Here is a 26395-nt window from a genome sequence, read left to right on the forward strand (position 1 = left end):
TCAGTTCATCGAGTGCAGGGCCGCGGAGATCACCGCGCCGGTCACGGCAAGATTGACCGCCGGACCACGATTGTCGCGGACCTGGGCGGCCCAGCCGCCGTCGGCGATGGTCTGCGACCACCGGGACACCTGCTGCTTGCCGACGGGGTCCAGGCTCAGTATCGCGTCGAATCCGTTGACCCCGTGCAGTACTGCGATGATCGCGGCCGTGCTGGGAGCGGGCGGGGCGTAGTGGAACAACACATCCGTGACGCCCTGTCGCACCGCGTTCGCACGTTCGTTGTTGGTCACCGGCCAGTACTTCTCCGGGAAGAGCCGGCTGCCCATGCGAACCGTGTGGATATCCCCGGTGATCTCCAGCCTGTGCAACATCTGGGAGTTGACGCCGCGACCGACCTTGGTGATCGCCTCGGTCGGGCTCATCGGCCGTCGCCGCAGCCGGTGCACCGCCCTGTCGAGCACGGGATCCCCGATATCAGGCGCCTGCAGCACCAGCAGATCACCGGCCTTCCCTGGCTCACCGTGGGTGGCCGGCCGGACGCGTTGCGCCAGAGCAAGATCCAGAATGATTGCGGCGGCGAGGGCCTGCGTGCGCCGATCCTTGTCCAGCAGAGGCCGCCCGGAGGCATTGTTCAGCAACAGAAGCAGGAGGTCCTCCGCAATCTGTGGCATGAGGGGACAATAGCGGCAGAACTGGTGACATGATGCGTGGCATGGGCATCCAGGCAGCGGGAGCAACAGGGTTGGTGACGGTCCAGGAGATCCAGGAGGTGGCTGAGCGGCTCGCTCCTGTGATGCGGCGCACACCGGTGGTGGCTTTTCGGGCGCTCAGTGAACGCTGCGGTCACGAGGTGCGGCTCAAATGCGAAAACCTGCAACGCACAGGATCTTTCAAACCGCGTGGCGCCTACAACCGGATCAGCCTGTTGCCCGATGACCAGCGGGTGAACGGTGTGGTGGCCGCCAGCGCGGGTAATCACGCCCAGGGTGTGGCCTGGGCCGCGACCACGCTCGGCATCGCGTCCACGGTGTTCATGCCGGTGGGGGCCGCGCTGCCCAAGATCGTCGCGACCCGCGCCTACGGCGCCACGGTGCACCTCACCGGCACGACCATCGATGACGCGCTGTTGGCCGCGACGGAGTTCGCGGCGGAGACCGGCGCGGTACTCATCCACCCCTTCGACCATCGGGACGTCGTGGCCGGGCAGGCCACCGTCGGGCTGGAGATTCTGGAGCAGCTTCCCGATGTGGGCACCATCGTGGTGCCCGCGGGCGGCGGCGGGCTGGTCGCGGGCATTGCAGCGGTAGTCAAAGCGGCTCGGCCCGAGGTGCGGATCGTCGCGGTACAGGCCGCGGGTGCGGCCGCCTGGCCGGTGTCGCTGCAGGCCGGGCATCCGGTGGCGCTGGAATCCATGGAGACCATGGCGGACGGCATCGCGGTAGGCAAGCCGGGGGCGGTGCCGTTCGAGCATGTGGCCGCGCTGGTCGATGACGTGGTCACGGTCAGTGAGGAGGCGCTCTCGCGCGGGCTGCTGCTGTGCCTGGAGCGGGCCAAGCTGGTGGTGGAGCCCGCCGGCGCTGCCGCGGTGGCGGCACTGCTCACGCTGTCCGCCGAGGAGCTGGACCTGCGCGGCCCGGTATGTGCGGTGCTTTCGGGCGGAAACATCGATCCGCTGCTGCTCACCCATGTCATCACCCACGGTCTGCGGGCGGCCGGTCGCTATCTGACGGTGCGTGTCACCGTCGCGGACGCGCCGGGCGGTCTGTCGGGTCTTCTCGACGTGTTCCGGGCGTCAGGAGCCAGCGTTGTCGACGTGACCCACTGGCGTAACAGCGAGCGTCTGCGTCTGGGTGAGGTGGATGTGCTGGCGACCGTCGAAACGCGGGGCCCAGAACACCGTCAGGCCGTCCTTGACGCAATCGTCGCGGCGGGCCTGACGGTCCAGGAAGAGCGGTAGCTGCCCAGTCCAGCTCACCCAGCCCAGGCCTCGGTCGAGTGCGAGCCAGGCGCGGTTTTCGGCCTGGTTTTCCACGTGAGGCTCGCACTCGATCAGTGCAGACGGTTTGTCGGTCGTTGGTGTGATGCTGCAGGCCATGGGGGAGATTCCGTGGCCGTTCCGCTCCGGCGAGGTGCTTTCCATCGGAGCGATGACCGAGCACTACATGCGTACCCGATACCGGCAGCTGTATCCGGGCATCTACGTTCCGCGTGACGCGGAGGTGAGCGCCACACAGCGCGCACACGCGGCGTGGTTATGGACAGCGCGCAGTGGCGTGATCGCCGGGGTGGCGGCATCGGCTGTGCATGGTGCCAAATGGGTCGACGCCGGTGTGACTGTGGACCTGATCCATCGTCACCACAAGATTGCGAGCGGCCTACAAATCCATCGAGATATCTTGACAGACAACGAGGTTGATCGCGTCGAGGGGCTTGCCGTCACGAGTCCTGCGCGCACTGCCTTCGATGTGGGTAGGTGGTTGCCGCAGGCCGCGGCCGTCGAGCGGATAGACGCCCTCGTGGCAGCGACCGGGTTGGTGATTGCACAGGTCGAGGACGTCATGAAGATGCACAAAGGGGCCCGCGGCCTGGCTCTGCTGAAGAGCACGTTGGCACTGGTTGACGGGGGTTCCGAATCGCCGCAGGAGACGAGAACCCGACTGCTGTTGGTGAAATCGGGGTTTCCGCCGCCGCAGACGCAGATACGTGTGTTCAACCGCTATGGCGATTTCATCGCCCGTGTCGACATGGGGTGGGAGGACCTGAAGGTTGGTGTCGAATTCGATGGAGCTCAACACTGGTTGGACTCTCGTCAGCGGTCTCGTGATATCGATCGGGCCTCGGAGTTGGCGGACGAGGGTTGGGCGATCGTGCGAGTGAGTGCCGACATGCTTCGTCACCGAGCTGGCACCGTGGTCGCTCGCGTCGATGAGGCGCTCAGAAATGCTGCCAAGCCCACAACGAGCGCGAGCCTCACGCGGATTTCGGGTCAGATTTCCGCGTGAGGCTCGCGCTCGCTCGACGAACTAGGGGAAGAATCAGTCGTGGTAGGGCTCGGCGCTGACGAGCGTCACCTTGACCTCGGCGCCGTTGGGCACGGTGTAGCTGCGGGTCTCGCCGACCTTGGCGTCGATGAGTGCGCCACCCAGCGGTGAGCTGGGGGAGTACACCTCGAGCTTGCCGTCCTTGACGCCCTCCTGGCGGGTGGCGATGAGGAAGGTCTCGGTGTCGTCCTTGTCTCCGTCGTAGTACACCTTGACGACCGAGCCGGGCAGTGCGATGCCGGACTGCGTCGGGACCTCACCGACCTTCGCGTTGTTGAGCAGCTCTTGCAGCTGACGGATGCGCGCTTCCTGCTGGCCCTGCTCTTCGCGTGCGGCGTGGTAGCCGCCGTTCTCGCGCAGGTCTCCCTCTTCGCGGCGCTCGTTGATCTCGGCGGCGATGACGGGGCGGTTGGCGATCAGTTGGTCGAGTTCCGCCTTGAGCCGATCATGTGACTCCTGGGTCAGCCAGGTCACCTGGGTGTCGGTCATGGTGCAGGTACTCCTTGTCTCAGGCCAGCAACGTCCACTGGCGCTCTTCTATCGGGTGCCGGGTCGGGTGCATTGCTGCGGGTTTGACTGTCCAAAATGCAGCAATACACGGTCCCAGCAGGGATCCGTGTATCCGGCCAGCATACCACTGTCGCTGTGATGTTCAGCCTATTTTTGGACGAGGTTTGCCCGATGTGAACGTTGCCGACGTGTGTCTGTCGGCCCCCGCGTCGTTCGATGACGCCGACCGTCAGGAAATCGGCGTCAGGACGCGACCAGATACGGCGGAACCGCCAGGCTGCAGCCGTAGACGTCTCCGGTCACCGGGGGGCGGGTGGTCTTCACCAGGGCTGTGACCGGCACAGATCGCTGTGAGGATGGGGGCACCAACACCTCGCGTCGTCCGGTCTCGTTTCCGTCGATGGACCGCGCGCGCAGGATGCAGACCGCCGGTCGCGACGGATCTTTCCGTTCCACCGACGCCGTGACGGACACCGTGGATGAGTCCACGAGCTTGTAGGCGGAAAGTTCGCCCTTGACGTCTCCGGGGCCCAATCGGGCATATCCGATCGCGGCGATTGCGACCCCGGCCACGATGACCAAGGCGGTCAGCCCGACCGCGATCCAGCGGCCGCGGTTGGGCTTGGCGGGCTTGGTGCCGTAACGGTCCTCTGGTCGCTGCACGGGTCAACGGTATGACGGGTATACCCGGGATGAAACGATGGGGGCGCGAGAACAGTGACGGCTGACAGAAAGAGGCGGGCGCACGGGTGACCGGATGGCGATTGATGGCGGTGCACGCCCACCCCGATGACGAGGCCAGCAAGGGTGCCGCGACCACGGCGCGGTACGCCGCCGAGGGCAACGACGTCATCGTGGTGACGCTGACGGGCGGCGAGCGCGGCGACATCCTCAACCCGGCGATGGACCGCCCCGAGGTGGCCGCGAACATCGGAACCATCCGTCGCGAGGAGATGGCCAAGGCGGCGGCCGAGCTGGGTGTGCAACACCGCTGGCTGGGGTATGTCGACTCGGGCCTTCCGCAGGGCGACCCGCTGCCCCCGCTGCCCTCGGATTCGTTTGCATTGGTGCCCATCGAGGAGCCGATCGCCAAGCTGGTCGCGGTGATCCGGGAGTTCCGGCCACATGTCATGACCACCTACGACGAGAACGGCGGCTACCCGCACCCGGATCACATCCGGTGCCACGAGGTGTCGATGGCCGCCTTCGAGGCCGCCGCGGACCCCGCGCAGTTCCCCGAGGCCGGCGAGCCGTGGACCGTCAGCAAGATCTACTACAACCACGGATTCATGCGGGCGCGCATGCAGTTGCTCAACGATGAGTGCAAGAAGCACGGATACAAAGGGCCGTTCGACGAATGGCTTGAGCGCTGGCCGGCCGATGACGACGTCTTTGATCGCCGGGTGACCACTCGGGTGCCCTGCGCCGACTTCTTCGATGCCAGGGATGCCGCGTTACGCGCGCACGCGTCTCAAATTCCGCCGGACAGTAGCTTTTTCGCGGTCCCGCGTGAATTCGAGCGGCGGCTGTGGCCCACCGAGGATTTCGAGCTCGCCAAATCACGCGTGCCGACGAGCACCCCCGAGGACGATTTGTTCGCAGGAGTTGAGGCCAAATGATGTTGATGGATGCCGTGCTGGTGCTCGCCGACGAGAAGAGCCCGAGCAACATCGGGCCGGATTTCGGCAAGGCGGGCCCGTTCGGTCTGACGGTGGTGGTGCTGCTGCTGGTGGGCACCTTCTTTCTGATTCGGTCAATGAACGCGCATCTGCGCAAGCTGCCGGAGACGTTTGACCCCGAACATCCCGAGCCTGATCAGGCCGTGGACGACGGCACCGTCGGAGCCGCCGACGAACCCGAAAAGCCTTCGGGTTCTGCCGATCAGCGGGGCGATGACCGTTAACCGGCTTGGCAAGGCGACCAGCCCATACCTGCGCCAGCACGTCGACAATCCTGTGCACTGGCAGCAGTGGACGCCAGAGGCATTGCAGGAAGCGCAGTCTCGCGATGTGCCCATCTTGTTGTCGATCGGGTATGCGGCCTGCCACTGGTGTCATGTGATGGCCCACGAGTCCTTCGAGGACGACGAGGTGGCTGCCGTCATGAACGCCGGTTTCGTCAACATCAAGGTTGACCGCGAGGAGCGTCCCGATTTGGACGCCGTCTACATGAACGCCACCGTTGCGATGAACGGGCAGGGCGGCTGGCCGATGACGTGTTTCCTCACCCCGGACGGACGGCCCTTCTATACCGGCACGTACTACCCGAAAAAGGGTTTTCTGCAGTTACTTTCGGCGGTTCGTGAAACCTGGGAGCAGCGCCGGGACGAGGTGGAAGAGGCGGCCTCGAGCATCACCGGCCAGCTGCAGGCGATGTCTGGCCGCCTGCCTGCCGGGCCCGGCGTGGATGTCGCGCTGTGCGATACCGCCATCGCGGCGATTCTGCCCGCGGAAGACGTGCGCTTCGGCGGATTCGGCGGGGCGCCGAAGTTTCCGCCGTCGGCCCTGCTGGAGGCACTGCTGCGCGGATACGAACGCACGGCGGACGCGGCGGTGCTCGGGGTGGTGGCCCGCACCGCGACAGCGATGGCGCGTGGCGGCATCTACGACCAATTGGCCGGGGGCTTCGCGCGGTACAGCGTGGACGCGGCCTGGGTGGTGCCGCACTTCGAGAAGATGCTGTACGACAACGCGCTGCTGCTGCGGGTCTACGCGCACTGGGCCCGCCGCACCGGCGATGCCCTGGCGCGGCGAATCGCCTCCGAGACGGCCGATTTCCTGCTGAATGAGCTGCGGGTGGGTGAGTTGTTCGTCTCATCGCTGGACGCCGACGCCGCTGGCTCCGAGGGCTCCACCTATGTGTGGACACCCGAACAACTCGCCGAGGTGCTGGGTGTTGAGGATGGCGATTGGGCGGCAACGCTTTTCGAGGTGACCGCGGCGGGCACCTTCGAGCACGGCAGTTCGGTGCTACAGCTTCTGCAGGATCCCGATGACGTTGACCGGTGGCAGAACGCGCGCACAGCCTTGCTGGCGGCGAGGTTGCAGCGCGTGCAGCCAGGCCGTGATGACAAGGCCGTCACCGCCTGGAACGGGCTGACCATCACCGCGCTCATCGAAGCCTCGATCGCGCTGGATCGCGACGATCTAGTGGATGCGGCGGCGGGATGCGCCGCCAGGCTGCTGGAGTTGCATCTGCGTGACGGGCGTTTGCGCCGCGCGAGTCTGGGTGGGCAGGTCTCCGACGGGAACGGCGTGCTGGAGGATTACGGCACCCTTGCGACGGGCCTGCTGTCGCTGTATCAGGTGACCGGTCAATGGCGTTGGCGCGAGGCCGCCATCGCGTTGCTCGACACCGCGCTCGATCATTTCGCCGATCCGGAATCGCCTGGTGCGTGGTTCGACATCGCCGACGATGCCGAGCAGCTGGTGCTGCGGCCCAGCGATCCCCTGGACGGCGCGACCCCATCCGGGGCGTCCTCGGTGACCGAGGCGCTGCTCACCGCCGGGTACCTGCTGGAGGACTCGCGCTACCGGGAAGCCGCGCACGCCTCGCTGTCGGCGGCGTCCATGGCACTGGCGCGTGCTCCACGGTCGGCCGGTCACTGGCTGGCGGTGGCCGAGGCCGCGGTTCGGGGCCCGATCCAGGTGGCGGTGGCCTGTGATCCGGAGAACTCACCGCTGCTGCGGCAGGCCCGGCAGTCGGCGCCTGGGGGAGCAATTGTGGTTGGCGGGGTGAAGGATTCAAGCGAGTTGCTACGCGACAGGGGGCCGGTGGCCGATGTCGAAGCCGCCTACGTGTGCCGGGGTACCGTCTGCGATCTCCCGGTCACCGGGACCCAACAATTAGACGCGGCGTTGGGTAGGTAGCGTCCGGGGCATGACCGTTACCCGCGAACAAGTTCTCGCCGTCGTCCAGAGCTATTGCGATCTGCTCACCACGGGCACCGCAGCGCAGATCGCCGACCTCTACGCCGACGATGCGACCGTCGAGGATCCGCTGGGCGCCGACGTACTCAAGGGCCGTGAGGCGATCCAGGGTTTCTACGCCGCCATCGAGCCGCTGGACCGTCATGGCGACCTCAAGCTGGTGCGGGCCACCAACAACGAGGCCGCGTTCCACTTCGAGCTGACCATCAAGCACGAGAACGGTGGCATGGTCATCGCACCGATCGACGTGATGACCTTTAACGACGAGGGCAAGATCAGCTCGATGCGGGCCTTCTGGACCCAGGACGACATCAAGCAGCTCTAGCCTTCCCGGGGAGCCGCTACGAGAAGACGGCGAACCAGACCGCGATGTAGTGGCACGTCGCGGCGATGACCGTCGCCGCATGGAAGAACTCGTGGTGGCCGAAGTGCAGCGGCCACGGGTTGGGCCATTTCGCGGCGTACAGGATTGCGCCGATGCTGTACAGGGCGCCGCCGACGATCAGCAGCACCACCGCGGGCACCCCGGCGCCATTCAGCAGCGTGGGGAAGAAGCCGACCGCCACCCAGCCGAGCAGCAGGTACAGCGGCACTCCCACCCAGCGTGGTGCCGTCGGCCAACACATCTTCAGAATCACGCCGGCGAGCGCGCCGCCCCACACGATGGCGAGCACCAGGTTGCCTTCGGAGGGCGGCATCGCCAGCATCGCAAAGGGTGTGTAGCTGCCCGCGATGAAGACGAAGATCATCGAGTGATCGAGCCGCTTCATCCAGGTGCGTGTGGTCTGGGATTTCCAGTTCACCCGGTGATAGGCGGCGCTCACCCCGAAGACACCCAGCACCGTCAGGCTGTAGATGGCGGTGGCCAGTCCGGCCTGCGGTGAGCGCACCGACCACGCGACCGACACCAGCACGATTCCCGTGACGATGGCGATCACGCAGGCATAGAAATGGATCCAGCCGCGTGCCTTGGGTTTGATCGGCAGGGTCTCGATACCGCCGACAAGCGCTGCCATCGGGAGCGAGAGCTCGGAGGTCGGTGCTTCGGGTGCAGGAGACTCATCGGTCTGCATGCGTCACAGTATCCCTTCCCCGCCCAAACCCAGTTTGTGAATGTTGTGTGCAGATCGATATCTGCTGCTCCGGCGCGCGGCGGGCTCGCTAGGCTGGATCCGTGGAGATCATCCCGCCGACGCTCAAGGAACCGCTGTACAAGCTCTACGAAATGCGGCTCCGCCAGGAGCTGGCCAAGTCGGCGAAACCACGGCACATCGCCGTCCTGTGCGACGGAAACCGCCGCTGGGCCCGGTCGGCGGGGTACACCGATGTCAGCCATGGATACCGGATGGGCGCCCGCAAGATCGGCGAGATGCTCGGCTGGTGCCAGGACGCGGGCGTCGAGATGGCCACCGTGTACCTGTTATCGGCTGAGAACCTCACCCGTGATCCCGATCAGCTCGGCGAGCTGTTGGAGATCATCACCGACGTCGTCGAGGAGCTGTGCGCCCCGCAGAACAAGTGGAGCGTGCGCAGTGTGGGAGATCTCGATCTGTTGCCCGACGAGGTGGCTGAGCGGATGCGTCAGGCCGTGAAGTCGGCGCCCGCGGATGCGGCCTTCCATGTGAATGTGGCGGTCGGTTACGGGGGCAGGCAGGAGATCACCGATGCGGTGCGCACCCTGCTGAACAAGGAGCTGGCCAACGGGGCCACCGCCGAGCAATTGGTGCAGGCGGTGACCGTCGACGCCATCTCGGAGAACTTGTACACCTCGGGACAGCCGGACCCGGATCTGGTGATCCGGACATCAGGAGAGCAGCGGTTGTCAGGATTCCTGCTCTGGCAGAGTGCGTACTCCGAGATGTGGTTCACCGACGCCTACTGGCCCGAGTTCCGGCGGGTGGATTTCCTGCGCGCGCTGCGTGACTACGCCGCGAGAAACCGGCGGTTCGGCCAGTAGTTAACGGCGGCCCATCAGCTCGTCGATGTCGCCGATGGTCCAGACCGGGGCCTCGCGGTATCCGAGCGGCGTCGGAACCTGTCGTTTGAAGCGCCCGATGAAACCGCCTGCCGCGATGAATATCTGGCCGGTGATGCGTGCGGAGAGATCCCCGGCGAGGTAGGCATACAGCGGTGCGACGCATTCCGGCGGTGCCGGTTCGAGCGATGCCTGCAGGGTCATCTCGTCGAGCAGTCCGCGGGCGTACAGATCCCGCAGGTGGGCGATGTACTCCCCGCCCTCGGAGAGCCGGGTGCGTGCACCCGGGCAGATCACATTGGCGCGCACACCGCTTTGCTTCAGCTCGGCGGCGATCGCCAGGGTGAGTCCGTGGACGGCCGCCTTACCCGCCGGATATCCGGTGCCACCGTAGATGCCCAGGGCGGCAGTCGATCCGGTGTTGACGATGGCTCCGTGTCGCTGGGTGGCCATGAGCGGTGCGGCGACGCGGCAGGTGTGGAACACCGTGCCCAGATGCGCGTCGATCAGCCGCTGGAAGTCCTCGGGGGTGATGGTCAGGATGGACGACCCGGCGGGCTCCGGTATGCCCGCGCAGTTGATCAAGGCGTCGAGGCCGCCGAACTCGGTGCGGCAGGTGTCGATCAGATCCGTGGCCGTCTGTTCGTTATCGGGCGACCCCACGAAGGCGACTGCCGCGCCTCCGGCTGACGTGATCGCCGCGACCGTCTCCTCGACAGCGTCGGAATATCGGCCATTGACAACCACATTCGCGCCGAGCTCACCCAGGAGCCGGGCCACCGCCCGGCCGATTCCGCGGCTGCCGCCGACGACAACGCAATTGGCCATCAGGACATCAGTGCGAGACCGGGCAGTAGGCCGTGTCGAACTTCTTGATGCCGTTGATCCAGCCCGAATGAAACCGCGGGGCGTCCCCGATCCGCGAGATGTCAGGCATGCGATCGGCGATCTTGTTGAAGATGATCTCCAGCTCAACCTTGGCCAGGTTGGCGCCGAGGCAGTAGTGGGCTCCCGTGCCGCCGAAGCCCAGATGGGGATTGGGATCGCGGGTGATGTCGAAGGTGTGCGGGTTCTCGAACACCTCTTCGTCGAAGTTGGCCGACGGATAGAGCATGACCACTCGCTCACCGGCCTTGATGGGAACGCCGCCGATCGTGGTGTCCTGCAACGCGGTGCGCTGTTGCGAGATCAGCGGGGAGGTGTATCGGACGATCTCGTCGACGGCAGAGGAAGGCCTGTCCCGTTTGAACAGTTCCCACTGATCCGGGTGCTCCAGGAAGGCCATCATGCCCATGGTGGTTGCGTTACGGGTGGTTTCGTTGCCCGCGACCGACAGCATCACCACGAAGAATCCGAACTGCTCGGGGGTGAGCTGCTCACCGTCCACCGTCCCGGTCAGCAGGCGGGAAACCACATCGTTGCCCGGACAGTCCCGGCGTTGTTCGGCGAGCTGATAGGAGTATCCGAGGATCTGGGCGGCGCCGACACGGGGATCGATCTCGACATCGGCCTCGTCGTACCCCGTCATCTGGTTGCTCCATTCGAAGAGCTTGACGCGGTCTTCCTCTGGGACACCGATCAATTCGGCGATGGCCTGCATGGGCAGCTCACTGGCCACCTCCCGCACGAATTCGCCGTGCCCGCCCTCGATCGCGGCCCGTACGATGCGTTCTGCCCGCTCCTCCAGGGTGATGCGCAAGGCCGCGATCGAGCGTGGGGTGAACATGCGCGACACCAGCCCGCGGAGCTTGGTGTGTTCGGGGGCATCCTTGTTGATGAGGACAGACAGCGTGGCCTGGAACTCTTCCGGGCTGATGTGGTCCTCGAGACGGGGGATGGCGCCCTTGCGGCCCGACGAGAAGATGTCGGTGTGTAGTGAAACCTGACGCACGTCACGATGCTTGGAAATAACCCAATAGCCGTCGTCGGCGAATCCGCCCACCGTGCGTGGCTGCGGGTTCCACCAGACGGGTGCCTCCCGGCGCAGGGTCGCGAACTCCGCGTGTGGCATCCGTTCTCCGTACAGCCCCGGATCGGTGAAATCGAATCCCTCCGGAAGTCCCAGCTCCGCAGTACTTTTCATTGCCATACACCTCCGTATGTGGCCGAATGTCGACTTTCTGTGCCCGCTGATCGCGGTTCTTCGCCGAAACTCGACACTCGGCGCGGTGGGTGGGGAAGCCCGCCGTTCACCAGAGGGGGACCGGGGTCTTGCCAAGTGGGTAGTAGCCGGGCACCTTCTCGCCCGACAGGCCGCGCTGAATGCGTTTCTGCATGCCCTCGCTGAGCTTGCCCGCCTTGATGAGGTCCATGTACAGGGCGGAAACGTGGCCGAAATCGAAGAAGTCGCGTTGCCAATTCCATTGGCCATTACCGGCATACCGGAACCAGCTGCCTCCGATGCCATAGATCTCGGACTCACTGCCGTCGGAGTCCGTGGCGATCTGCTTCCAGAATCCGATAACCTCGCCTTGCTTGTCGTCGACGATCACCTTCTGATACGGATACGTCCACCCGTCCAGGCCCTCCATCTCCTGGCCGAGGGCGATATCCCGTATCTCGTCGATGCCGACGCACATCACGTCTTCCTTGGGGCCGATGTTCCAGCCGTAGGTGGCATCGTCGGTGTAGAAGCGAGCCAACGGTTTCCAGTCGCCGGCCTTCTCGGCATCCAGATTGGCCTGTAGCCAGTCCGCGACGACATCGTCGAGTTCTTGGCGGGGGAATTGCGGCATCGTTGACGCTCCTATTTCTCGGTGATGAACAAAGCTCGGGCCGGACATTCCTCGACCGCGCGCTCGATCTCGTCGCGGGCGTCCTCGGGCGGTTCGTTGTTCAGGATCTCGACGGTGCCGCGCTTGGGCACGCGGAAGTAGTCGGGGGCTTCCAATTCGCACATGGCGTGCCCCTGACAGAGGTCGGTGTCCACGTCGATCCTGAAAGGCATTCCTCAGGCCCCTCGGCGCCGGTAACGAACCTTGGCGGGCTGTGCCAGCTGCACCACCATCTTGGAGTGATCGTTGTGGTATGAGTCGGCGGGCTGGGCCATCTCGAACTCATACTCGCGCAACAACACCGAGAAGATGGCTTTGATCTGCATGGTGGCGAACGCGGCGCCCACGCAGCGGTGCCGGCCCGCGCCGAACGGTATCCAGGTCCAGCGGTTCACGATGTCTTCCTGGCGGGGCTTCTCGTATCGGTCGGGCACAAATCCGTCCGGGTCGGGGAAGTCCTCGGCGATCCGGTTCGAGACAGCGGGAGAAGCCGCCACCATGTCACCGCTATGGATGGGAAAACCGCCCACCTCGAATTCGCCCTTGGCGACCCGCATCAGGACGATCAAAGGCGGGTGCAGCCGCAGGGTCTCCTTGAGTACATTCTCCAGCTTCGGGATCTGGCGCAGGGCATGGAAACTCACCTCGCTGCCATCGGCGTACAGCTCGTTCAGCTCGTCGATGACCTGCGTTTGGATAGCGGGGTGCCGGAGTAGTTCGATGAGAACCCAGGAGGCGGTTCCGGAGCTGGTGTGGTGCCCGGCGAACATCATGGAGATGAACATGCCGGTGATCTCATCGGCGGTGAAGCGGGGATTGCCGTCCTCGTCTTTGATCATGATCAGCACGTCGAGCATGTCGCGCTGGCTCTTGTCGGTGGGCGGGTTGGCAATCCGGCTGTTCATGATCTCTTGGACCAGCGCCACCAAGCCCGCACGCGCGGCATCGCGTTGCCGGAAGCTCTCGATCTCCAGGTACGGGTCCACGTAGCACAGCGGGTCGGTGCCCTGCTCAAGCTGGTGGTAGAGGTGCGCGAACCGGCCGTCGAGTTCATCGCGAAACTTCTTGCCGATCAGGCACGCCGACGAGGTGTAGATGGTCAGCTCGGCGAAAAACTCGAGAAGATCAATCTCACCGCTCTCACCCCACTGCGAGATCATCTGCCGGACTTCGTTTTCGATGGTTGCCGCGTGGCCTTTCATCTGTTCGCCGCGCAGCGCCGCGTTGTGCAGCATCTCCTTGCGGCGTTCGGGATCGGCATCGAAGACCACGCCCTTGCCGAAAATCGGCGTCATGAACGGGTACGCCTCGGCCTGATCCAAATCGTCGTCGCTGGAGCGGAAGAAGAATTCGTTGGCCTCGGCGCCGGAGAGAAATACGACCTGCTTGTCGGCAAGCTGGAAGGTGCCGACGTTCCCGCATTCCTCCCGGATGCGCCGCATCAGCGCGATGGGGTCGGTGCGGAATTCCTCGAGGTGGCCGTACTGGTCCTCACCGCCGGAGACCCGCGGAACGGTGGGAGTGGTCATGAGGGCATTCCTTCCTCACCAAGCTCAAGTTTCTGTTTGTCGGCGGGTGCATCCGTCAGGGGCGCCTCCGGCTGCACCTCCATCTCCGCGATGTGTGCGCCCCTGGGTGTTTCGGCGACGAAGGTGACCGCACGTGCGATATCCGAGGGGCGCAGGAAGTAGGAGTGCCGCGCTTGTCCCCACGTCTTCCAGTCCTCCAGCATGGGGCCGACCTGCTCGGCCGAGAGCTGCCAGCCCATCGAGGTCAGGGTCGGCCCGGGGTGCACGATGGAGGCCCTGACGCCGGTGCCCTCCAACTCCATCCGCATGGTGTTCACCATGGCGAGCAGGGCCGCCTTGGCCGCCCCATAGGCGCCCATGTGGGGGCGCTGGTGCAGTGCGACATCGGATCCGATGAACACCACGTCGCCGCGCCGCCTCGCCACCATGTCGGGCACGATCGCCGTGGCGAGCCGATTGGCGCCCAACAGGTGCACCTGAATCTGCGCGGCGAAGGTGTCGGCACTCATTTCATGGACCCGTCCCGGGTACATGTCGCCGGCTCCCGATACCAGCAGGTCGATCTCGCCCAGTGCATCAATGCTCTGCGCAACAAAAGACTTCACCGAATCCGCGTCGGTGACATCCAGAGGGAAGGCGACTGCCTCTCCGCCGTCGGCCTGGATCTTCTCGACGAGTTCGGTCAGCTTGTCGACGCGGCGAGCGCCGAGCGCCACCGGGAATCCGCGGCCGGCGAGCTCGATTGCCGTCGCCGCGCCGATACCCGAGGACGCTCCGGCGATGATCGATGGACGCCGGTCTGGGTGCGGCTCAAAACGGGGCATTAACAGACCTCCACGGTGATGGGCAGAGAGGCGAACCCGCGAACATTGCTGGAATGCACACGCACGGAAGCACTTTCATCGATCTCGTAACGGCGAATCCGGGTGAATAGCTCGGTGAGTGCCACCTTGGCCTCCATCCGTGCCAGATGCGCACCGAGGCAGAAATGCGCACCGCTGCCAAAGCTCACGAGCTTGGCGCCGATCTCTCGCCCGATGCGGTACTCATCGGCGTTCTCGAACACCCGGTCATCGCGGTTCGCCGAGCCGGGCAGCAGCAGCAGGATGTCACCGGCGGCAACTGTGGTGTCGTAGAAGGTCATATCCTCTGCCACGGTGCGCGCGAGGATCTGACTTGAGGTGTCGTACCGCAGCGACTCCTCCACCCATAGCGGAATGAGTTCGTGATCGGCATGGACGGCGGCAAGCTGGTCAGGGTTGCGATGGCCCCAGTACACGGCGTTGGCCAGCAGCTTGGTGGTCGTCTCGTTGCCGGCGATCACCATGAGGAACAGGAAGGCCAGCACCTCCTCGTCAGTGAGGCGGTCGCCGTCGATTTCCGCCTGCAGGAGAGCGGAAGTCAGATCCTCCGTTGGGCGCCGGCGACGTTCTTTGACCATGTCGATGTAGTAAGTCATCAGGTCAAAGGAGGCCTGGATGGCCTCGGGCGGCACGTCGGCGAGGCCATCCTCACGGTGCATGACTCCGTCGGCCAACTCCCGGATGCGGGTCCGGTCGGGCTCGGGCACGCCCATCAGCTCCGAGATGACATCCATGGGCAGCTTGCCTGCATAGTCGGCGACGAAATCGAAGCTTTCCGACTGCAGGGCGTTGTCCAGGTGCGTGCGTGCAAGCGCGACGACCCGTCCTTCAAGCTCCCGGATTCGCCTGGGGGTGAATCCCTTCGACACCAGCGTGCGAAGCCGAAGATGCTCGGGGTCGTCCATCGCCAGGAACGACATCACCAGTTTGGCGTGTGGCCCGAAGGAGGCCTTGTCCATCGAGACACCGTTGGAGTTGGACAGTGCCTCGCTGTTCCTGAAGCCCTGCAGCACATCCTGGTGACGCGAGAGCGCCCAGAAGTTCAGGTCGTCGTTGCGATACAGCGGTGCTTCGTCGCGTAGGCGCCGGTAGTACGGGTACGGGTCCTCGTGAAAGTTGTAGTCGTACGGATCGAAAACCACAGAGGACATCGAGGCAGCCGTCATTCGTTGCCTCCCAGCATGAGATCCACCACGAAGGTCAGTTTGTCGGCGATCTCGTGATACGTGAAGGTGCCGCTGCCCGCGTGCATGAGGGCGCCGAAGAAGGTCATTTCGAGGGCCGACACCACGCGCGGATCGGCGTCGGGTCCCATGGCCGAGCGGATCCTGCGATGGATTTCCAGCCCGATCTTGTCGCGGACGGCACGCACAGCTTCGTCGTTGTTGCTCAGCAGCGCGGTCGTGCACCCCGTGGCGATCTCGGGCTCGTCGGCAACCACCAATGCCAGGTTGCGCAGCGTCTTGGTGACCCGGGCGGTTTGGCCGTCGTTGACGTCGGTGAAGTAGGGCGCCTCATGGATGAGGTCGAGGTAGATCTCGGCCACCAGATGACTCTTGGAGGAGAAGTAGGTGTATGCGGTCGCGGGGGCCACCTTCGCGCGTGCGGCCACGCCGCGGATCGTCATATCCGCGTACGTCGTCTCGCCGAGCATCTCCCGGCCTGCGGTGACGATCTTGCGGATCGTCTCTTCCTGCCGCCGGTTTCGCGGCGAGTCGCTTGTCAGGGTCACCACAGCTTCACTGGACACTTGTCCAGATTAGCGTGCGTGCGGCAACCGAGCAATACTGTTCATGAAAAATGCTGTCCAACACTAGTTTTTGAATAGTCACTGGATGCGCTCTTGCCATGGATTGATTCAGGTGGTTATGGTTCACCAGTAAGGAATGGACACGTGTCCAGATTGTTGGAATGAGGTGACATGACGCTTCTGGCCGATGGCGACAGTGATCTGTTCATCGACGGAAAGTTGATTCCCGGCGGTGCCGGACGATTTCCTACGGTGAACCCGGCCACCGAGGAGGTGCTCGGGTCCGCGGCCGATGCCGATGCCGATGACATGAGCCATGCCATCGAGGCGGCGCGCCGTGCGTTCGACGACACCGATTGGTCACGCAATGTGGAGCTGCGAGTGCGGTGCCTGCGGCAGCTCCGGGATGGCATGCGGGCTCACATCGAGGAGCTGCGCGACCTGACCATCGCCGAGGTGGGGGCGCCTCGGATGCTGACCGCCGGTGCGCAGCTGGAGGGGCCGGTGGACGATCTGCGGTTCGCCGCCGACACCGCGGAATCCTTCGGCTGGAGTACTGATCTCGGTGTTGCCTCACCGATGGGCATCAAGACTCAGCGGACTCTCATGCGTGAGGCCGTTGGCGTGGTCGGCGCGGTCACGCCGTGGAACTTTCCGCATCAGATCAACCTCGCCAAGGTGGGGCCCGCGCTCGCCGCCGGTAATACCCTGATACTCAAGCCCGCTCCGGATACTCCCTGGTGCGCGGCGGTGCTAGGCCGAATCATTGCCGAGCACACCGATTTCCCACCGGGCGTCTTCAACATCGTGACTTCCAGCGACCACCGCATCGGTGCGCAGCTGTCGACGGATACCCGGGTGGACATGGTGTCGTTCACCGGTTCCACGGCGACCGGACGCGCGGTCATGACCGATGCCGCCGCCACCGTCAAGAAGGTGTTCTTGGAACTCGGCGGCAAGTCGGCGTTCATCGTGCTCGATGACGCCGACCTCGCCGCGGCCTGCTCGGTCTCCGCATTCACCGCGGCGATGCATGCGGGCCAGGGCTGTGCCATCACCACCAGGCTGGTCGTACCGCGTGCACGCTACGAGGAGGCGGTGCAGGCGGCGGCCGCCACGATGGGCTCGCTCAAGCCGGGGGATCCCACCAAACCGGGCACGATCTGTGGCCCGGTGATCTCGGCGTGTCAGCGCGACCGGGTCCAGTCCTACCTGGATCTTGCTGTTGCCGAGGGTGGTTCATTCGCCTGCGGAGGCGGACGGCCAGAGGGTAGAGACCGCGGATTCTTCATCGAACCCACCGTCGTCACCGGACTGACCAACGATGCGCGCGTGGCGCGCGAGGAGATCTTCGGCCCGGTGCTGGTGGTCATCGCCCATGACGGCGACGACGACGCGGTGCGGATCGCCAACGATTCGCCGTACGGACTGTCCGGGACGGTGTTCAGCGGAGACGACGAGCGTGCGGCGCGAGTGGCATCACGGCTGCGGGTGGGAACGGTGAATGTCAACGGCGGTGTCTGGTATTCCGCCGACGCACCCTTCGGCGGCTACAAGCAATCGGGTAACGGCAGAGAGATGGGCGTCGCCGGTTTCGAGGAATACCTGGAAACCAAAGTCATTGCAACGGCTGTGAAATAGAGGAGATCTCATGGGAGAGTTCGAGGGCAAGGTCGCCATCGTCACCGGAGCCGCACAGGGCATCGGCGAAGCATATGCGCACGCGCTGGCCGGCCAAGGTGCGGCCGTGGTGGTCGCCGATATCAACGCCGAGTTAGGGGAGGGTGTCGCCAAGCAGATCGTGGCCGACGGCGGCAAGGCCATCTTCGCAAGTGTCGACGTCTCCGACCCCGATTCGGCAATGGCCATGGCGGACAAGGCGGTCGCAGAGTTCGGCGGTATCGACTACCTGGTGAACAACGCCGCCATCTACGGCGGCATGAAGCTCGACCTGCTGCTGTCGGTGCCGTGGGACTACTACAAGAAGTTCATGAGCGTGAACCAGGATGGCGCGCTGGTGTGTACCCGGGCGGTGTACAAGCACATCGCCAAGCGTGGCGGCGGCGCCATTGTCAACCAATCATCCACGGCTGCCTGGCTGTACTCGGGGTTCTATGGGCTTGCCAAGGTAGGCATCAATGGTCTGACGCAGCAGCTTTCGCGTGAACTGGGTGGCCAGAAGATCCGCATCAACGCCATCGCGCCGGGGCCCACCGACACCGAGGCCACCCGCGGCACGGTGCCCGAGCAGTTCCGCAGCGAGCTCGTCAAGAACATCCCGCTGAGCCGCATGGGCACCGTCGACGACATGGTGGGCATGTGTCTTTTCCTATTGTCGGACAAGGCGTCCTGGATCACCGGCCAGGTGTTCAACGTCGACGGCGGACAGATCATCCGGTCATGACGCAGTCTGCCCTCTCACTCGGGTACATCGGTCTGGGCAACATGGGTGCGCCCATGGCCCAGCGGCTTGTCGACTGGCCCGGCGGCCTGACGGTCTTCGATCTGCGGGCCGAGACCATGGCGCCGCTTGTCGAGGCCGGCGCGCGTGCGGCGGACAACCTGGCCGATATCGCCGATGCCGACCTCATCAGCGTCACCGTGCTAGACGACGCACAGGTACGTGAGGTGGTCGGAGAACTCGCGCCCAGGGTCAAGCCGGGCACCATCATCGCCATCCACTCCACCATCAGTGACGCGACAGCGGTGCAGCTGGCCAACGAACTGGCACCACAACGGATTCACGTCATCGACGCACCGGTGAGCGGTGGCGCCCCCGGCGCACACAAGGGCGAGTTGGCCACCATGGTCGGCGCCGACGACGAGACGTTCGCGCGGGTCAAGGAGCCCTTCTCGAAGTGGGCATCGCTGGTGATTCATGCCGGTTCCCCTGGTGCGGGTACCCGGATGAAGTTGGCGCGCAACCTCCTACATTTCGTTGCCTTCACCGCGGCCGGGGAGGCGCAGCGCCTGGCCGAAAGTTGTGGCCTGAACATCACCGACCTGGGCAAGGTGGTGCGTCATACGGACGCCATCACCGGTGGGCCGGGCGCCATCATGTTGCGCGATACCACCGAACCGGTGACATCGGACAGCTTCTGGCTCCCGATCTTCACGCATGTGCGCGGTCTCGGTGAAAAGGACCTGAGCCTGGCCCTGGCGCTCGGCGAAGAGCAGTCCGTCGAGCTGCCGCTGGCCGCGTTGGCCCGTGAGCGACTGGCCGCGAGTCTTGGTGTGCCACACGAGGAAGGGGCAAGTAATGGATGAGCTGCGCCGCAAGGGGCTGGACAAGATGAAAGAGGTCTATGGCTGGGACATGCCTGACCTGCCCGGCGACTACTTCAAGTACACCGCCGAGCATCTCTTCGGCACCATTTGGGATCGCCCGGAGTTGTCGATGCGTGATCGCCGGCTGCTGCTCCTGGGCGCCGTAAGTGCCCTGGGACTGGACGAGATCCTGGAGATCCAGACAGGGGCCGCCCTGGCCAATGGTGAACTCACCGATGCCGAACTGCGCGAGGTCGCGCTGTTCATCACCCACTACGTCGGGTGGCCGCTGGGGCAGCGTGTCAATAAGCATGTCGAGATGGCCATCGCCAAACGTGCCAAGAAAGACGCGGAATCCGCCGGTGACTAGCCGATTCTCCGAGTTGTCCCGGGATCAGTTGGCGGTCCTGGTTCCCGAGCTGCTGCTCATCGGCCAGCTGATCGACCGCTCGGGAATGGCCTATTGCATACAGCATTTCGGGAGGGAGGAGATGCTGCAGGTCGCCATTGAAGAGTGGGCGTCATCCAGTCCGATCTATACACGGCGCATGCAGAAGGCGCTGCGGTTCGAGGGCGACGACGTGATCACCATCTTCAAGGGCATGCAGCTCGACATCGGCGCGCCGCCCCAGTTCATGGACTTCCGGTACACCGTGCACGACAAGTGGCACGGGGAGTTTCATCTCGACCACTGCGGTGCGTTGCTCGACGTCGAACCGCTCGGACCCGATTACGTGACAGGTATGTGCCACGACATCGAAGACCCCACCTTCGATGCGACGGCCTTCGCCACCAATCCGCATGCGCAGGTTCGCCCGATCCACCGGCCACCCCGCACACCCGCCGACAGGCATCCGCACTGTGCGTGGACGGTGACCATCGACGAGTCGTACCCGGCGGTCTCCGGAATCCCGGCCCTGGACGTCGTCGGCGCATCGGTCGCCGCTGGTTGGGAATTGGGCGGAATCGATTCCGGAGACGTGGGAGCCTCCGACTACGCCGGACCGCTGCTGTCAGACTTGGACTTCGGTGCGTTCTCACATTCGGCACTGGTGCGGATAGCCGACGAGATCTGCCTGCAGATGCATCTGCTGTTTCTGGGGTTCTCCATCGCGGTGCGTAAGCGGGCGGCCGATGCGGAGCTGGCCCGCACCGTATGCACCCAGCAGCTGATTGGGCTGGCGGGTGTCGCCGCGGCGCGGATCAAACATGCGTTGCAGGTTCCCGACGGGATCGAGGGTGTCCTGCGGGTACTTCAGGTACACCCGCTGTTGAGTCCGCTCGGCTATGTGAACGCCGAAATCTCCGGCGGTCAGCTCCACGTGTGGGAGTCACCCGCACACGAGGACCACGCCTGGATCTCGCTGTGCGGTCCCGCCGAGACGCGCCCGCTTCAGGCCATCGCGACGGCCGTCGATCCGCATATCGGCGTAGAGATTTCGGGAGACGCGCAAGACTGGATGGTCTCGTTCGTCGAGCATGAGGGCGAGGACAAGCAGCTGCCCGAGGTCATGATCGCCAATGTCAGTGGGGGATCGCGGTTCGTCTTCGAGCCGCGCAAGTCACTGCCGCTGACCGTGGTCTGAGACGCCGATGACAAAGTGCTCGAAATACGTTGTCCGGGAACTGGTGCGGGTGCAGACCGCCAATGGCGTGGTGGAGGGATTCCACGATCACGGTGTGCGCCGCTTTCGGGCCATACCGTACGCCGAGCCACCGGTGGGTGCGCTGCGTCTGCGCAGCCCGGCGCCCGCGAAGCCCTGGGCTGGGGTGTTGCCCTGCGACTCCTGGAAATCGGCGTCACCGCAGAAACGTATCTATGTTCCGCTCTCGCTCAACAGGTTCCAGGCGGTCAGCGAGGATTGTCTGACGGTGAACGTGACAATGCCGGATGAGCCCTCTTCGGAGGCTCTGCCGGTGATGTTCTACATTCACGGCGGCGCCTATGTTTTGGGGAGTTCCGCGCTGTCCTTGTACGACGGCGCCGACCTTGCGCGGCGCGGCTGTGTCTTCGTCTCGGTGAACTACCGGGTCGGCGCCTACGGCGCGATAGACCTGTCGTCCTTATCGGATGATCGGCACACCATCGACAGCAATCTGTACTTACGTGATCTGGTACTGGCGCTGCGGTGGGTGCGCGACAACATAGCGGCCTTCGGCGGAGATCCGGGCAGTGTCACCATCTTCGGCGAAAGCGCGGGCGCGCATTGCGTCCAGATGTTGTTGGCTGTTCCGGCGGCGGCAGGGTTGTTTCAGCGCGCGATCTGCCAAAGCACGGCCAGCGGAATGATCCATACCCGGGATGAAGCGGCCGCCAATGCGCGCCGGCTCGTCGGTTATCTCGGTGTCGATATCCGTAACCCCGCCGAGGCGGTCATCAACGCCAGGCCGCGCGATCTTGTCAGAGCGACACACCGGCTGCTCGCCGCGAAAACCCGGGAATCGGCCTTCTCGCTAGGTGTGGGCCCCAGCATTGACGGTGACGTTGTGCCCGACGACCCGATCGCGATGATGGAACGGGGGGAGGCGCAACGGGTCCCGCTCATCATCGGATACAACGCGGAAGAGGTTCGGTTGTTCAACCGACTGCTGACCCGGGTGTTGTCGGTGTCCCGGTTGGATGCCCGTGCCGTCGCGGGCACGCTCGATGCGCTGAGCCCCGAGGCCGCGAAGCGGGTGATCGATTCCTACGAGGGCTATCCATCCAAGGCCGCGCTGGTGCGTCTGATGGGCGATGCGATGTTCGGCTCAGAGGCCTGGCGGGTGGCGCGGGCGTACAGCCAGCATGCGTCGGTTTACTTTTACCGGTACGACTACGCGCCGCGGCCGCTGCGGCGTTTCGGACCGGGAGCCGCACACGCGACGGAACTGTTCGCGGTGTTTGGTCTTTTCAAGCGCTGGCCCGCATTGGCAGGGAAACGCGATATGGCTGAGGCGCTGGCGCTGACCGAGGACATTCAGAGCCGGTGGCTCGCGTTCGCACGCACGGGCATCCCGGGCCTCGATTGGCCGGGATACACAGAGCCGGAGCACGCCGTCATGGTGTTCGACCAGCATCGGCGTATCGACATGGATCCGCATCGTGCGCAACGGGAGCTATGGCGCGATATCAGCCGTGCAGCCTGATCGGCTTGCGCGGGAACTTGCCGGCCAAACGCTGCGTTGACGGTCAATGCTCGCTGCTCAGGATGAATTCGACCGCCAGCTTTCCCGCCTGACCGAACTGGGGTACCCGGTCGGCGACCATGCCAGTCAGCTGGGAAATCGAGTCGCTGACCTTCCGCCGTCCGTGGTCGACCCCGGCGATCACATCCCGTTCATTCTCCTTGTCGCCGGGACCAGCTATGAGCAGACGGCGCCGTTGATGAGACTGGATGGGCGCAAGGGCTTTCATGTCATGGATGGCGGCGACGTGGACGTCTACCGACCGATTGTGGAGATTCCGGATCAGGCCTACCTGCTTACCGACGTCGACACCGGCAGCGAGTTCTGCAACGTGACGCCGGAGGCAGCGTTACAGACGATCACCGCGCGAGGACGGACCCCGCTCACCATCGAGGAGGGCATTGCCTTGGTTCTGTTGCGGCCGGACATGTTGCGCAAGAACAAGTGTTTCTCGCTGGCGGCCTCGCGGGGAAAAGGACAGCGGGTGCCTGCGATCTGGATATCCGATCGGCGCCCCAAACTCGGGTGGTGCTGGGACCGCAATCCGCACACCTGGCTGGGCACCGCCTCGTGCGGTGGCCGGGTGGCCCTATAGGCCACGTCCTTCCTTGCCGGATAGACGGGCGTGACTCGTCGACCGGTCACCTGTCACACTGTTACCAATGGTGGCGATGTCGGCACTGGTTTTCGGACTCAGCTGGTGGCTGGGTCTGTATCTGCTCGCGCGTAATCCCCGCAAGCCCGTCCTCGTTCTCGCGGCCATCGGGCTGATCGGTTACTCCGTAGTCGTCGCACTCGACGCCATCCGCGTCACCCCGGGTTCGGATGCCGACCTCCTGGGCCGTATCGAAGTGTTCACCGCGATCATTCCGAGCGTCTCGTGGCTGCTGGTGCTGCTTGAACTCACCAACACCGGTGACCGGTGGCGTGATCGCGCCGCGATGGCCGTGCCCGGTGCGGTCCTGGCCGTCGCGCTGCTCGTGGGCGCCTCATTGGCCGGCACCATCGCCGGTCCGGCTCAGCTGGGGCACTGGATCATGTTCTGTGCCAATGGGACCGCCGCCATCGGTGCGGCCATCTTGTTGTTCCGCCGCCGTGCCTCGATACCCGGTTCGGCGCGGGGTGTCGTCCTGGTCGCCACCATGTTCTTCACCCTTGGCGATGCGCAGCTGATCATTCCGCTCGGCATTCTTCCGAGCTGGCTGGCGCTGGCGTCGACCGGCTTCGACCTGGTGCTACTCGGTCTGGGTGTGGCGCTCTGGGATGCCTTCGACGAAGGACAAGCGTTGCGTGGCGACATGCTGCGTTCCTTCGTGGCCTCGATCCTTGTCGGAGCGTTGTTCGGCGCCCAAGCGATGATCGGCATCGCCGTTGTCGGGCAGTCGGTTGCACTGGTGGTCCTGCTGTTCACCAGCGTGGGCCTGGCCATCTGCATTCAGGTGCAATCGGGCCCCTTCGCCGACTTCCTTGACCGCCTGGCCTTCTCGCGTTCCCCGCAGCTGCGCCACGAGCGTTCCGAGTTGCGTAGTACCGAGGCGGCCTTGCCACTGAAATCGGCATCGCCCATCGACGGCGTCGATGACGAGACGTTCACCCGTCTGACTCGCCGGGCCCTGAGCCACTACGGCGACCTGGCCAAACTCGTCGCCAGCCCGCTGACATCGCTGCCCGCGATCGACGAACGACTCACCGATCGTGGCGCTTCCGACCAGCCCGTCGAGCGTGCCAACGAACTCAGAGCCGTGCTGGCCGAATCCATCTCGCGGCTCAAGCCCCGGGACGACGGAGATTTCGGCACTACTGACCAGTGGCGGTACTACAACGCGCTGTACTTCCCGTACGTCATGGGTGTGCGGGCGTATGCGCAGGGCGCGACGGCCGCGGGACTGGACCCGGTGTCGCGTCAGGCGTGGCAGTGGTTGGTCACCGAGGTGCCACAGCGTTCGTTGCACAACTGGCAGAACGCCGCGGCCAAACTCATCGCCGCGGATCTGCGCGCACAGACCGTTCCGGTGCCCAATGATGTTCGCACCAATGGTTCGTCACCAGTTCCGCGGTAGCCGTCCCCGTTCCCGGCGCCATCCGGCGTGGCTGCCCGGGTGCCACCGCCACGATGTCGGGATGAAGGGCCACGCCAGCGGCACGGCACGGCCCAGCGCGCGGTAGGCGGTCTCGTCGGCCAGGTTCCACCGAATCCCAAAACGCTTGCGCACCTGGGGTGGCAAGCCGCCATAGATGGTCAGCCGCAGCGGAGGTGCCAACGCCATCCGCATCGGTGTGGTCGGCAGCGCGAGTCGTGCGGCTGGCTTCAAATACGACGCCACCGGTAGGTAAGGAGACTTGCTCATGTCGGGAACGGCGCGTCCCTCGATGACTTTCATCAGGTAATCAGCGGCGGGGTTGGGGGTGAGCACCTCGTCGCAGTATCGGTCCCATTCCTGTTGGAACGCGGCCCTATTCGGTGGCAGCGGTTGCTCGCTCATCGCGTACCGGCGATACCATTCGACACCCTCCTGGTAGAGCTGCTCACGCTCGGCGTCGGACAGCCGATGGCGGGAGTACCTGTCGATAGTTTGTTCGACCATCACCTGGAACGTGGCATGCGCCCACCAGAACGTTGTCGGGTTCAGCGCGTGATACCGGACGCCGTCGGGCTGAATTCCCTTGATGTCGCGGTGAAAGTCCCGCACCTTCACCCCGGTGCCGGCGGCGGGCTCGTCGTACACGGTGCCCAGGATCGGTGGCAGCGAGCGGAACACCCTGTCAACGGGGTCTGCGAAGAAATTCGAGTGCTCGATCAGTGCGTAGCCGATGGCGGGGTCCATCGTTTGCAGGAGGCCTGCAGTACCGCCGGTGAAGGCGATGCGCATATCGCCAGCCCAGCGCCATAAAAGTGAATGACGGCCGAGCTGTGCACCGGGCGCGGTAGAGATGACATCGACTGTTGTCATCCTTAGATGATGGCATACCGCGCGGCGAATTGGCAGGGATTGGCAGTGCCGAATGTCGAGATGGCAGTACATCCCGAGGAATGTCAGTGGTGTCAGCTTTCACCCGGAGCTTTCACACAAGGAGTCCCCAATGTCCATAGCTTCAGAGAACGCCTCAGTGCTTCGCACACGATTCGCCCAACCCGATTCGCTCCTGCGATTCGGAATCGGCCTGGACGGCATCGCCACCGGTTCGGTTGCTGTCGTCCTGCTGGTCGCCGCGAAATGGCTTGTCGAGCCGCTTGGTCCCTCGTTGGGATTTCAGGTGGCGCATGCCGCCGCTCTCATCGGATACGGGGTACTGGCCTTCGTACTGAGCCGGGCGGACAGGTCCAAGCTCGGAACCATCGGCGTCGCCTACATCGTCGGCAACCTGCTGGCCACCGTGCTCTATGTGGCTGCGGGTGTCATGAAATGGGTGCCGCTGACCACCGCCGGGGTGACGCTTTCCATCGCGTTCGGCATCTACACCGCCGTCATGGCGGACATCCAATTCCTCGGACTACGGCGCCTGCGCTCGGCGTAGCCGCCCACATGCTCGCCTCGTTCTGAAGGCGAGCCGGTGCCGGGCCATCCACTGGATGGCCCGGCACCTTCATGT

At 64.7% G+C, this 26395-nt stretch carries 30 protein-coding genes; 16 read left to right on the forward strand and 14 right to left on the reverse strand.

Going from position 1 to position 26395, the window contains the following annotated elements; all coding sequences use genetic code 11:
• Both HBA99_RS06090 and HBA99_RS24800 read right to left on the reverse strand, forming a co-directional pair.
• Window positions 1-672, reverse strand: coding sequence for a GOLPH3/VPS74 family protein (locus HBA99_RS06090; protein WP_030094652.1), 672 nt, complete (start codon window positions 670-672; stop codon window positions 1-3).
• Complete coding sequence (locus HBA99_RS24800) at window positions 633-848, reverse strand: hypothetical protein (RefSeq protein WP_227465411.1); 216 nt, start codon at window positions 846-848, stop codon at window positions 633-635. Before HBA99_RS24800 ends, HBA99_RS06090 begins: the two co-directional genes overlap by 40 nt.
• Here HBA99_RS24800 and ilvA point away from each other — a divergent pair.
• Both ilvA and HBA99_RS06100 read left to right on the forward strand, forming a co-directional pair.
• A complete protein-coding gene (gene ilvA, locus HBA99_RS06095; protein WP_234796986.1) occupies window positions 810-1958 on the forward strand; it encodes a threonine ammonia-lyase in 1149 nt (382 codons plus the stop codon). The genes HBA99_RS24800 and ilvA overlap by 39 nt on opposite strands.
• Before the next feature lie 136 nt (window positions 1959-2094).
• Window positions 2095-3003: an endonuclease domain-containing protein gene (locus HBA99_RS06100; protein WP_057967234.1), complete on the forward strand. Its 909-nt coding sequence runs from the start codon at window positions 2095-2097 to the stop codon at window positions 3001-3003.
• Window positions 3004-3036: 33 nt separating this feature from the next.
• Here the strand turns inward: HBA99_RS06100 and greA are convergent, their stop codons facing one another.
• A complete protein-coding gene (gene greA / locus HBA99_RS06105) occupies window positions 3037-3531 on the reverse strand; it encodes a transcription elongation factor GreA (protein ID WP_030094655.1) in 495 nt (164 codons plus the stop codon).
• A 264-nt stretch (window positions 3532-3795) separates the two neighbouring features.
• Window positions 3796-4215, reverse strand: coding sequence for a DUF4307 domain-containing protein (locus tag HBA99_RS06110; protein ID WP_057967214.1), 420 nt, complete (start codon window positions 4213-4215; stop codon window positions 3796-3798).
• 86 nt (window positions 4216-4301) lie between these two features.
• Here HBA99_RS06110 and mca point away from each other — a divergent pair, with 86 nt between their 5' ends.
• Genes mca through HBA99_RS06130 form a run of 4 tightly spaced genes read left to right on the forward strand, consistent with a single transcriptional unit; the run spans window position 4302 to window position 7806 of the window.
• A complete protein-coding gene (mca, locus tag HBA99_RS06115; RefSeq protein ID WP_070922679.1) occupies window positions 4302-5171 on the forward strand; it encodes a mycothiol conjugate amidase Mca in 870 nt (289 codons plus the stop codon).
• On the forward strand, window positions 5168-5455 hold the full coding sequence (locus HBA99_RS06120) for a hypothetical protein (protein WP_030094658.1): 288 nt from the start codon (window positions 5168-5170) through the stop codon (window positions 5453-5455). Before mca ends, HBA99_RS06120 begins: the two co-directional genes overlap by 4 nt.
• On the forward strand, window positions 5445-7421 hold the full coding sequence (locus HBA99_RS06125) for a thioredoxin domain-containing protein (RefSeq protein ID WP_081347598.1): 1977 nt from the start codon (window positions 5445-5447) through the stop codon (window positions 7419-7421). Before HBA99_RS06120 ends, HBA99_RS06125 begins: the two co-directional genes overlap by 11 nt.
• A gap of 10 nt (window positions 7422-7431) precedes the next feature.
• Window positions 7432-7806 (forward strand): nuclear transport factor 2 family protein, encoded by a 375-nt coding sequence (locus HBA99_RS06130; RefSeq protein ID WP_030094660.1) that lies wholly within the window; start codon window positions 7432-7434, stop codon window positions 7804-7806.
• A 16-nt stretch (window positions 7807-7822) separates the two neighbouring features.
• Here the strand turns inward: HBA99_RS06130 and trhA are convergent, their stop codons facing one another.
• Complete coding sequence (gene trhA, locus HBA99_RS06135) at window positions 7823-8554, reverse strand: PAQR family membrane homeostasis protein TrhA (RefSeq protein ID WP_046252809.1); 732 nt, start codon at window positions 8552-8554, stop codon at window positions 7823-7825.
• Window positions 8555-8655: 101 nt separating this feature from the next.
• On the opposite strand from trhA, the gene HBA99_RS06140 reads away from it, so the two are divergent.
• Complete coding sequence (locus HBA99_RS06140) at window positions 8656-9438, forward strand: (2Z,6E)-farnesyl diphosphate synthase (protein ID WP_030094662.1); 783 nt, start codon at window positions 8656-8658, stop codon at window positions 9436-9438.
• On the opposite strand, the gene HBA99_RS06145 is transcribed toward HBA99_RS06140, so the two are convergent.
• The 8 genes from HBA99_RS06145 to HBA99_RS06180 all read right to left on the reverse strand — a co-directional run bounded on the left by HBA99_RS06145 (window position 9439) and on the right by HBA99_RS06180 (window position 16372).
• Window positions 9439-10284, reverse strand: a complete 846-nt coding sequence (locus HBA99_RS06145; RefSeq protein WP_070930996.1) for an SDR family NAD(P)-dependent oxidoreductase — start codon at window positions 10282-10284, stop codon at window positions 9439-9441. It lies immediately after the preceding gene.
• Window positions 10285-10291: 7 nt separating this feature from the next.
• The gene (locus HBA99_RS06150) at window positions 10292-11539 is read right to left on the reverse strand and encodes a cytochrome P450 (RefSeq protein ID WP_070951405.1); all 1248 of its coding nucleotides are present in this window, start codon (window positions 11537-11539) and stop codon (window positions 10292-10294) included.
• Between the two features lie 106 nt (window positions 11540-11645).
• Entirely contained in the window at window positions 11646-12191 is a 546-nt protein-coding gene (locus HBA99_RS06155; RefSeq protein WP_030094665.1) for a Cif family virulence factor, read from the reverse strand.
• Window positions 12192-12202: 11 nt separating this feature from the next.
• Window positions 12203-12403, reverse strand: coding sequence for a ferredoxin (locus HBA99_RS06160; protein ID WP_030094666.1), 201 nt, complete (start codon window positions 12401-12403; stop codon window positions 12203-12205).
• A 3-nt stretch (window positions 12404-12406) separates the two neighbouring features.
• Complete coding sequence (locus tag HBA99_RS06165) at window positions 12407-13759, reverse strand: cytochrome P450 (protein WP_030094667.1); 1353 nt, start codon at window positions 13757-13759, stop codon at window positions 12407-12409.
• Complete coding sequence (locus HBA99_RS06170; protein WP_030094668.1) at window positions 13756-14583, reverse strand: SDR family oxidoreductase; 828 nt, start codon at window positions 14581-14583, stop codon at window positions 13756-13758. Before HBA99_RS06170 ends, HBA99_RS06165 begins: the two co-directional genes overlap by 4 nt.
• Window positions 14583-15788, reverse strand: coding sequence for a cytochrome P450 (locus HBA99_RS06175; protein WP_070922676.1), 1206 nt, complete (start codon window positions 15786-15788; stop codon window positions 14583-14585). The genes HBA99_RS06170 and HBA99_RS06175 overlap by 1 nt, the downstream gene beginning before the upstream one ends.
• Complete coding sequence (locus HBA99_RS06180; RefSeq protein WP_070922675.1) at window positions 15785-16372, reverse strand: TetR/AcrR family transcriptional regulator; 588 nt, start codon at window positions 16370-16372, stop codon at window positions 15785-15787. Before HBA99_RS06180 ends, HBA99_RS06175 begins: the two co-directional genes overlap by 4 nt.
• A gap of 171 nt (window positions 16373-16543) precedes the next feature.
• On the opposite strand from HBA99_RS06180, the gene HBA99_RS06185 reads away from it, so the two are divergent.
• The 8 genes from HBA99_RS06185 (at window position 16544) to HBA99_RS06220 (ending at window position 24864) form a co-directional block, all read left to right on the forward strand.
• A complete protein-coding gene (locus tag HBA99_RS06185; protein ID WP_070951404.1) occupies window positions 16544-18013 on the forward strand; it encodes an aldehyde dehydrogenase in 1470 nt (489 codons plus the stop codon).
• Window positions 18014-18023: 10 nt separating this feature from the next.
• Window positions 18024-18776 carry an SDR family oxidoreductase gene (locus HBA99_RS06190; protein ID WP_070930998.1) on the forward strand — a complete coding sequence of 251 codons (753 nt, stop codon included), beginning with the start codon at window positions 18024-18026 and terminating at the stop codon, window positions 18774-18776.
• Window positions 18773-19639, forward strand: coding sequence for an NAD(P)-dependent oxidoreductase (locus HBA99_RS06195; protein ID WP_057963832.1), 867 nt, complete (start codon window positions 18773-18775; stop codon window positions 19637-19639). The genes HBA99_RS06190 and HBA99_RS06195 overlap by 4 nt, the downstream gene beginning before the upstream one ends.
• Window positions 19632-20009, forward strand: a complete 378-nt coding sequence (locus HBA99_RS06200; protein ID WP_030094674.1) for a carboxymuconolactone decarboxylase family protein — start codon at window positions 19632-19634, stop codon at window positions 20007-20009. The genes HBA99_RS06195 and HBA99_RS06200 overlap by 8 nt, the downstream gene beginning before the upstream one ends.
• Window positions 20002-21225 carry a hypothetical protein gene (locus HBA99_RS06205; RefSeq protein WP_081347597.1) on the forward strand — a complete coding sequence of 408 codons (1224 nt, stop codon included), beginning with the start codon at window positions 20002-20004 and terminating at the stop codon, window positions 21223-21225. Before HBA99_RS06200 ends, HBA99_RS06205 begins: the two co-directional genes overlap by 8 nt.
• Window positions 21226-21268: 43 nt before the next feature.
• Entirely contained in the window at window positions 21269-22765 is a 1497-nt protein-coding gene (locus tag HBA99_RS06210) for a carboxylesterase/lipase family protein (RefSeq protein ID WP_081347719.1), read from the forward strand.
• Window positions 22766-22811: 46 nt separating this feature from the next.
• On the forward strand, window positions 22812-23399 hold the full coding sequence (locus tag HBA99_RS06215; RefSeq protein WP_070951401.1) for a DUF5701 family protein: 588 nt from the start codon (window positions 22812-22814) through the stop codon (window positions 23397-23399).
• Window positions 23400-23466: 67 nt separating this feature from the next.
• Window positions 23467-24864 (forward strand): hypothetical protein, encoded by a 1398-nt coding sequence (locus HBA99_RS06220; RefSeq protein ID WP_064408014.1) that lies wholly within the window; start codon window positions 23467-23469, stop codon window positions 24862-24864.
• Here HBA99_RS06220 and HBA99_RS06225 read toward each other — a convergent pair.
• Window positions 24847-25755, reverse strand: a complete 909-nt coding sequence (locus HBA99_RS06225; RefSeq protein ID WP_070951400.1) for an oxygenase MpaB family protein — start codon at window positions 25753-25755, stop codon at window positions 24847-24849. The genes HBA99_RS06220 and HBA99_RS06225 overlap by 18 nt on opposite strands.
• A gap of 130 nt (window positions 25756-25885) precedes the next feature.
• Here HBA99_RS06225 and HBA99_RS06230 point away from each other — a divergent pair, with 130 nt between their 5' ends.
• On the forward strand, window positions 25886-26320 hold the full coding sequence (locus tag HBA99_RS06230) for a hypothetical protein (RefSeq protein ID WP_070922669.1): 435 nt from the start codon (window positions 25886-25888) through the stop codon (window positions 26318-26320).
• The last annotated feature ends 75 nt before the right edge of the window (window positions 26321-26395 follow it).

The sequence above is a fragment of the Mycobacteroides chelonae genome (assembly GCF_016767715.1).
Taxonomy (GTDB): Bacteria; Actinomycetota; Actinomycetes; order Mycobacteriales; family Mycobacteriaceae; genus Mycobacterium; species Mycobacterium gwanakae.

Coding starts and splice junctions, on each gene's coding strand:
- HBA99_RS06090 (WP_030094652.1), bottom strand. CDS start 672: ATGCCACAGATTGCGGAGGACCTCCTGCTTCTGTTGCTGAACAATGCC.
- HBA99_RS06100 (WP_057967234.1), top strand. CDS start 2,095: ATGGGGGAGATTCCGTGGCCGTTCCGCTCCGGCGAGGTGCTTTCCATC.
- greA (WP_030094655.1), bottom strand. CDS start 3,531: ATGACCGACACCCAGGTGACCTGGCTGACCCAGGAGTCACATGATCGG.
- HBA99_RS06120 (WP_030094658.1), top strand. CDS start 5,168: ATGATGTTGATGGATGCCGTGCTGGTGCTCGCCGACGAGAAGAGCCCG.
- HBA99_RS06125 (WP_081347598.1), top strand. CDS start 5,445: ATGACCGTTAACCGGCTTGGCAAGGCGACCAGCCCATACCTGCGCCAG.
- HBA99_RS06130 (WP_030094660.1), top strand. CDS start 7,432: ATGACCGTTACCCGCGAACAAGTTCTCGCCGTCGTCCAGAGCTATTGC.
- trhA (WP_046252809.1), bottom strand. CDS start 8,554: ATGCAGACCGATGAGTCTCCTGCACCCGAAGCACCGACCTCCGAGCTC.
- HBA99_RS06145 (WP_070930996.1), bottom strand. CDS start 10,284: ATGGCCAATTGCGTTGTCGTCGGCGGCAGCCGCGGAATCGGCCGGGCG.
- HBA99_RS06150 (WP_070951405.1), bottom strand. CDS start 11,539: ATGAAAAGTACTGCGGAGCTGGGACTTCCGGAGGGATTCGATTTCACC.
- HBA99_RS06155 (WP_030094665.1), bottom strand. CDS start 12,191: ATGCCGCAATTCCCCCGCCAAGAACTCGACGATGTCGTCGCGGACTGG.
- HBA99_RS06160 (WP_030094666.1), bottom strand. CDS start 12,403: ATGCCTTTCAGGATCGACGTGGACACCGACCTCTGTCAGGGGCACGCC.
- HBA99_RS06165 (WP_030094667.1), bottom strand. CDS start 13,759: ATGACCACTCCCACCGTTCCGCGGGTCTCCGGCGGTGAGGACCAGTAC.
- HBA99_RS06170 (WP_030094668.1), bottom strand. CDS start 14,583: ATGCCCCGTTTTGAGCCGCACCCAGACCGGCGTCCATCGATCATCGCC.
- HBA99_RS06175 (WP_070922676.1), bottom strand. CDS start 15,788: ATGACGGCTGCCTCGATGTCCTCTGTGGTTTTCGATCCGTACGACTAC.
- HBA99_RS06185 (WP_070951404.1), top strand. CDS start 16,544: ATGACGCTTCTGGCCGATGGCGACAGTGATCTGTTCATCGACGGAAAG.
- HBA99_RS06190 (WP_070930998.1), top strand. CDS start 18,024: ATGGGAGAGTTCGAGGGCAAGGTCGCCATCGTCACCGGAGCCGCACAG.
- HBA99_RS06195 (WP_057963832.1), top strand. CDS start 18,773: ATGACGCAGTCTGCCCTCTCACTCGGGTACATCGGTCTGGGCAACATG.
- HBA99_RS06200 (WP_030094674.1), top strand. CDS start 19,632: ATGGATGAGCTGCGCCGCAAGGGGCTGGACAAGATGAAAGAGGTCTAT.
- HBA99_RS06215 (WP_070951401.1), top strand. CDS start 22,812: ATGCTCGCTGCTCAGGATGAATTCGACCGCCAGCTTTCCCGCCTGACC.
- HBA99_RS06220 (WP_064408014.1), top strand. CDS start 23,467: ATGGTGGCGATGTCGGCACTGGTTTTCGGACTCAGCTGGTGGCTGGGT.
- HBA99_RS06225 (WP_070951400.1), bottom strand. CDS start 25,755: ATGACAACAGTCGATGTCATCTCTACCGCGCCCGGTGCACAGCTCGGC.
- HBA99_RS06230 (WP_070922669.1), top strand. CDS start 25,886: ATGTCCATAGCTTCAGAGAACGCCTCAGTGCTTCGCACACGATTCGCC.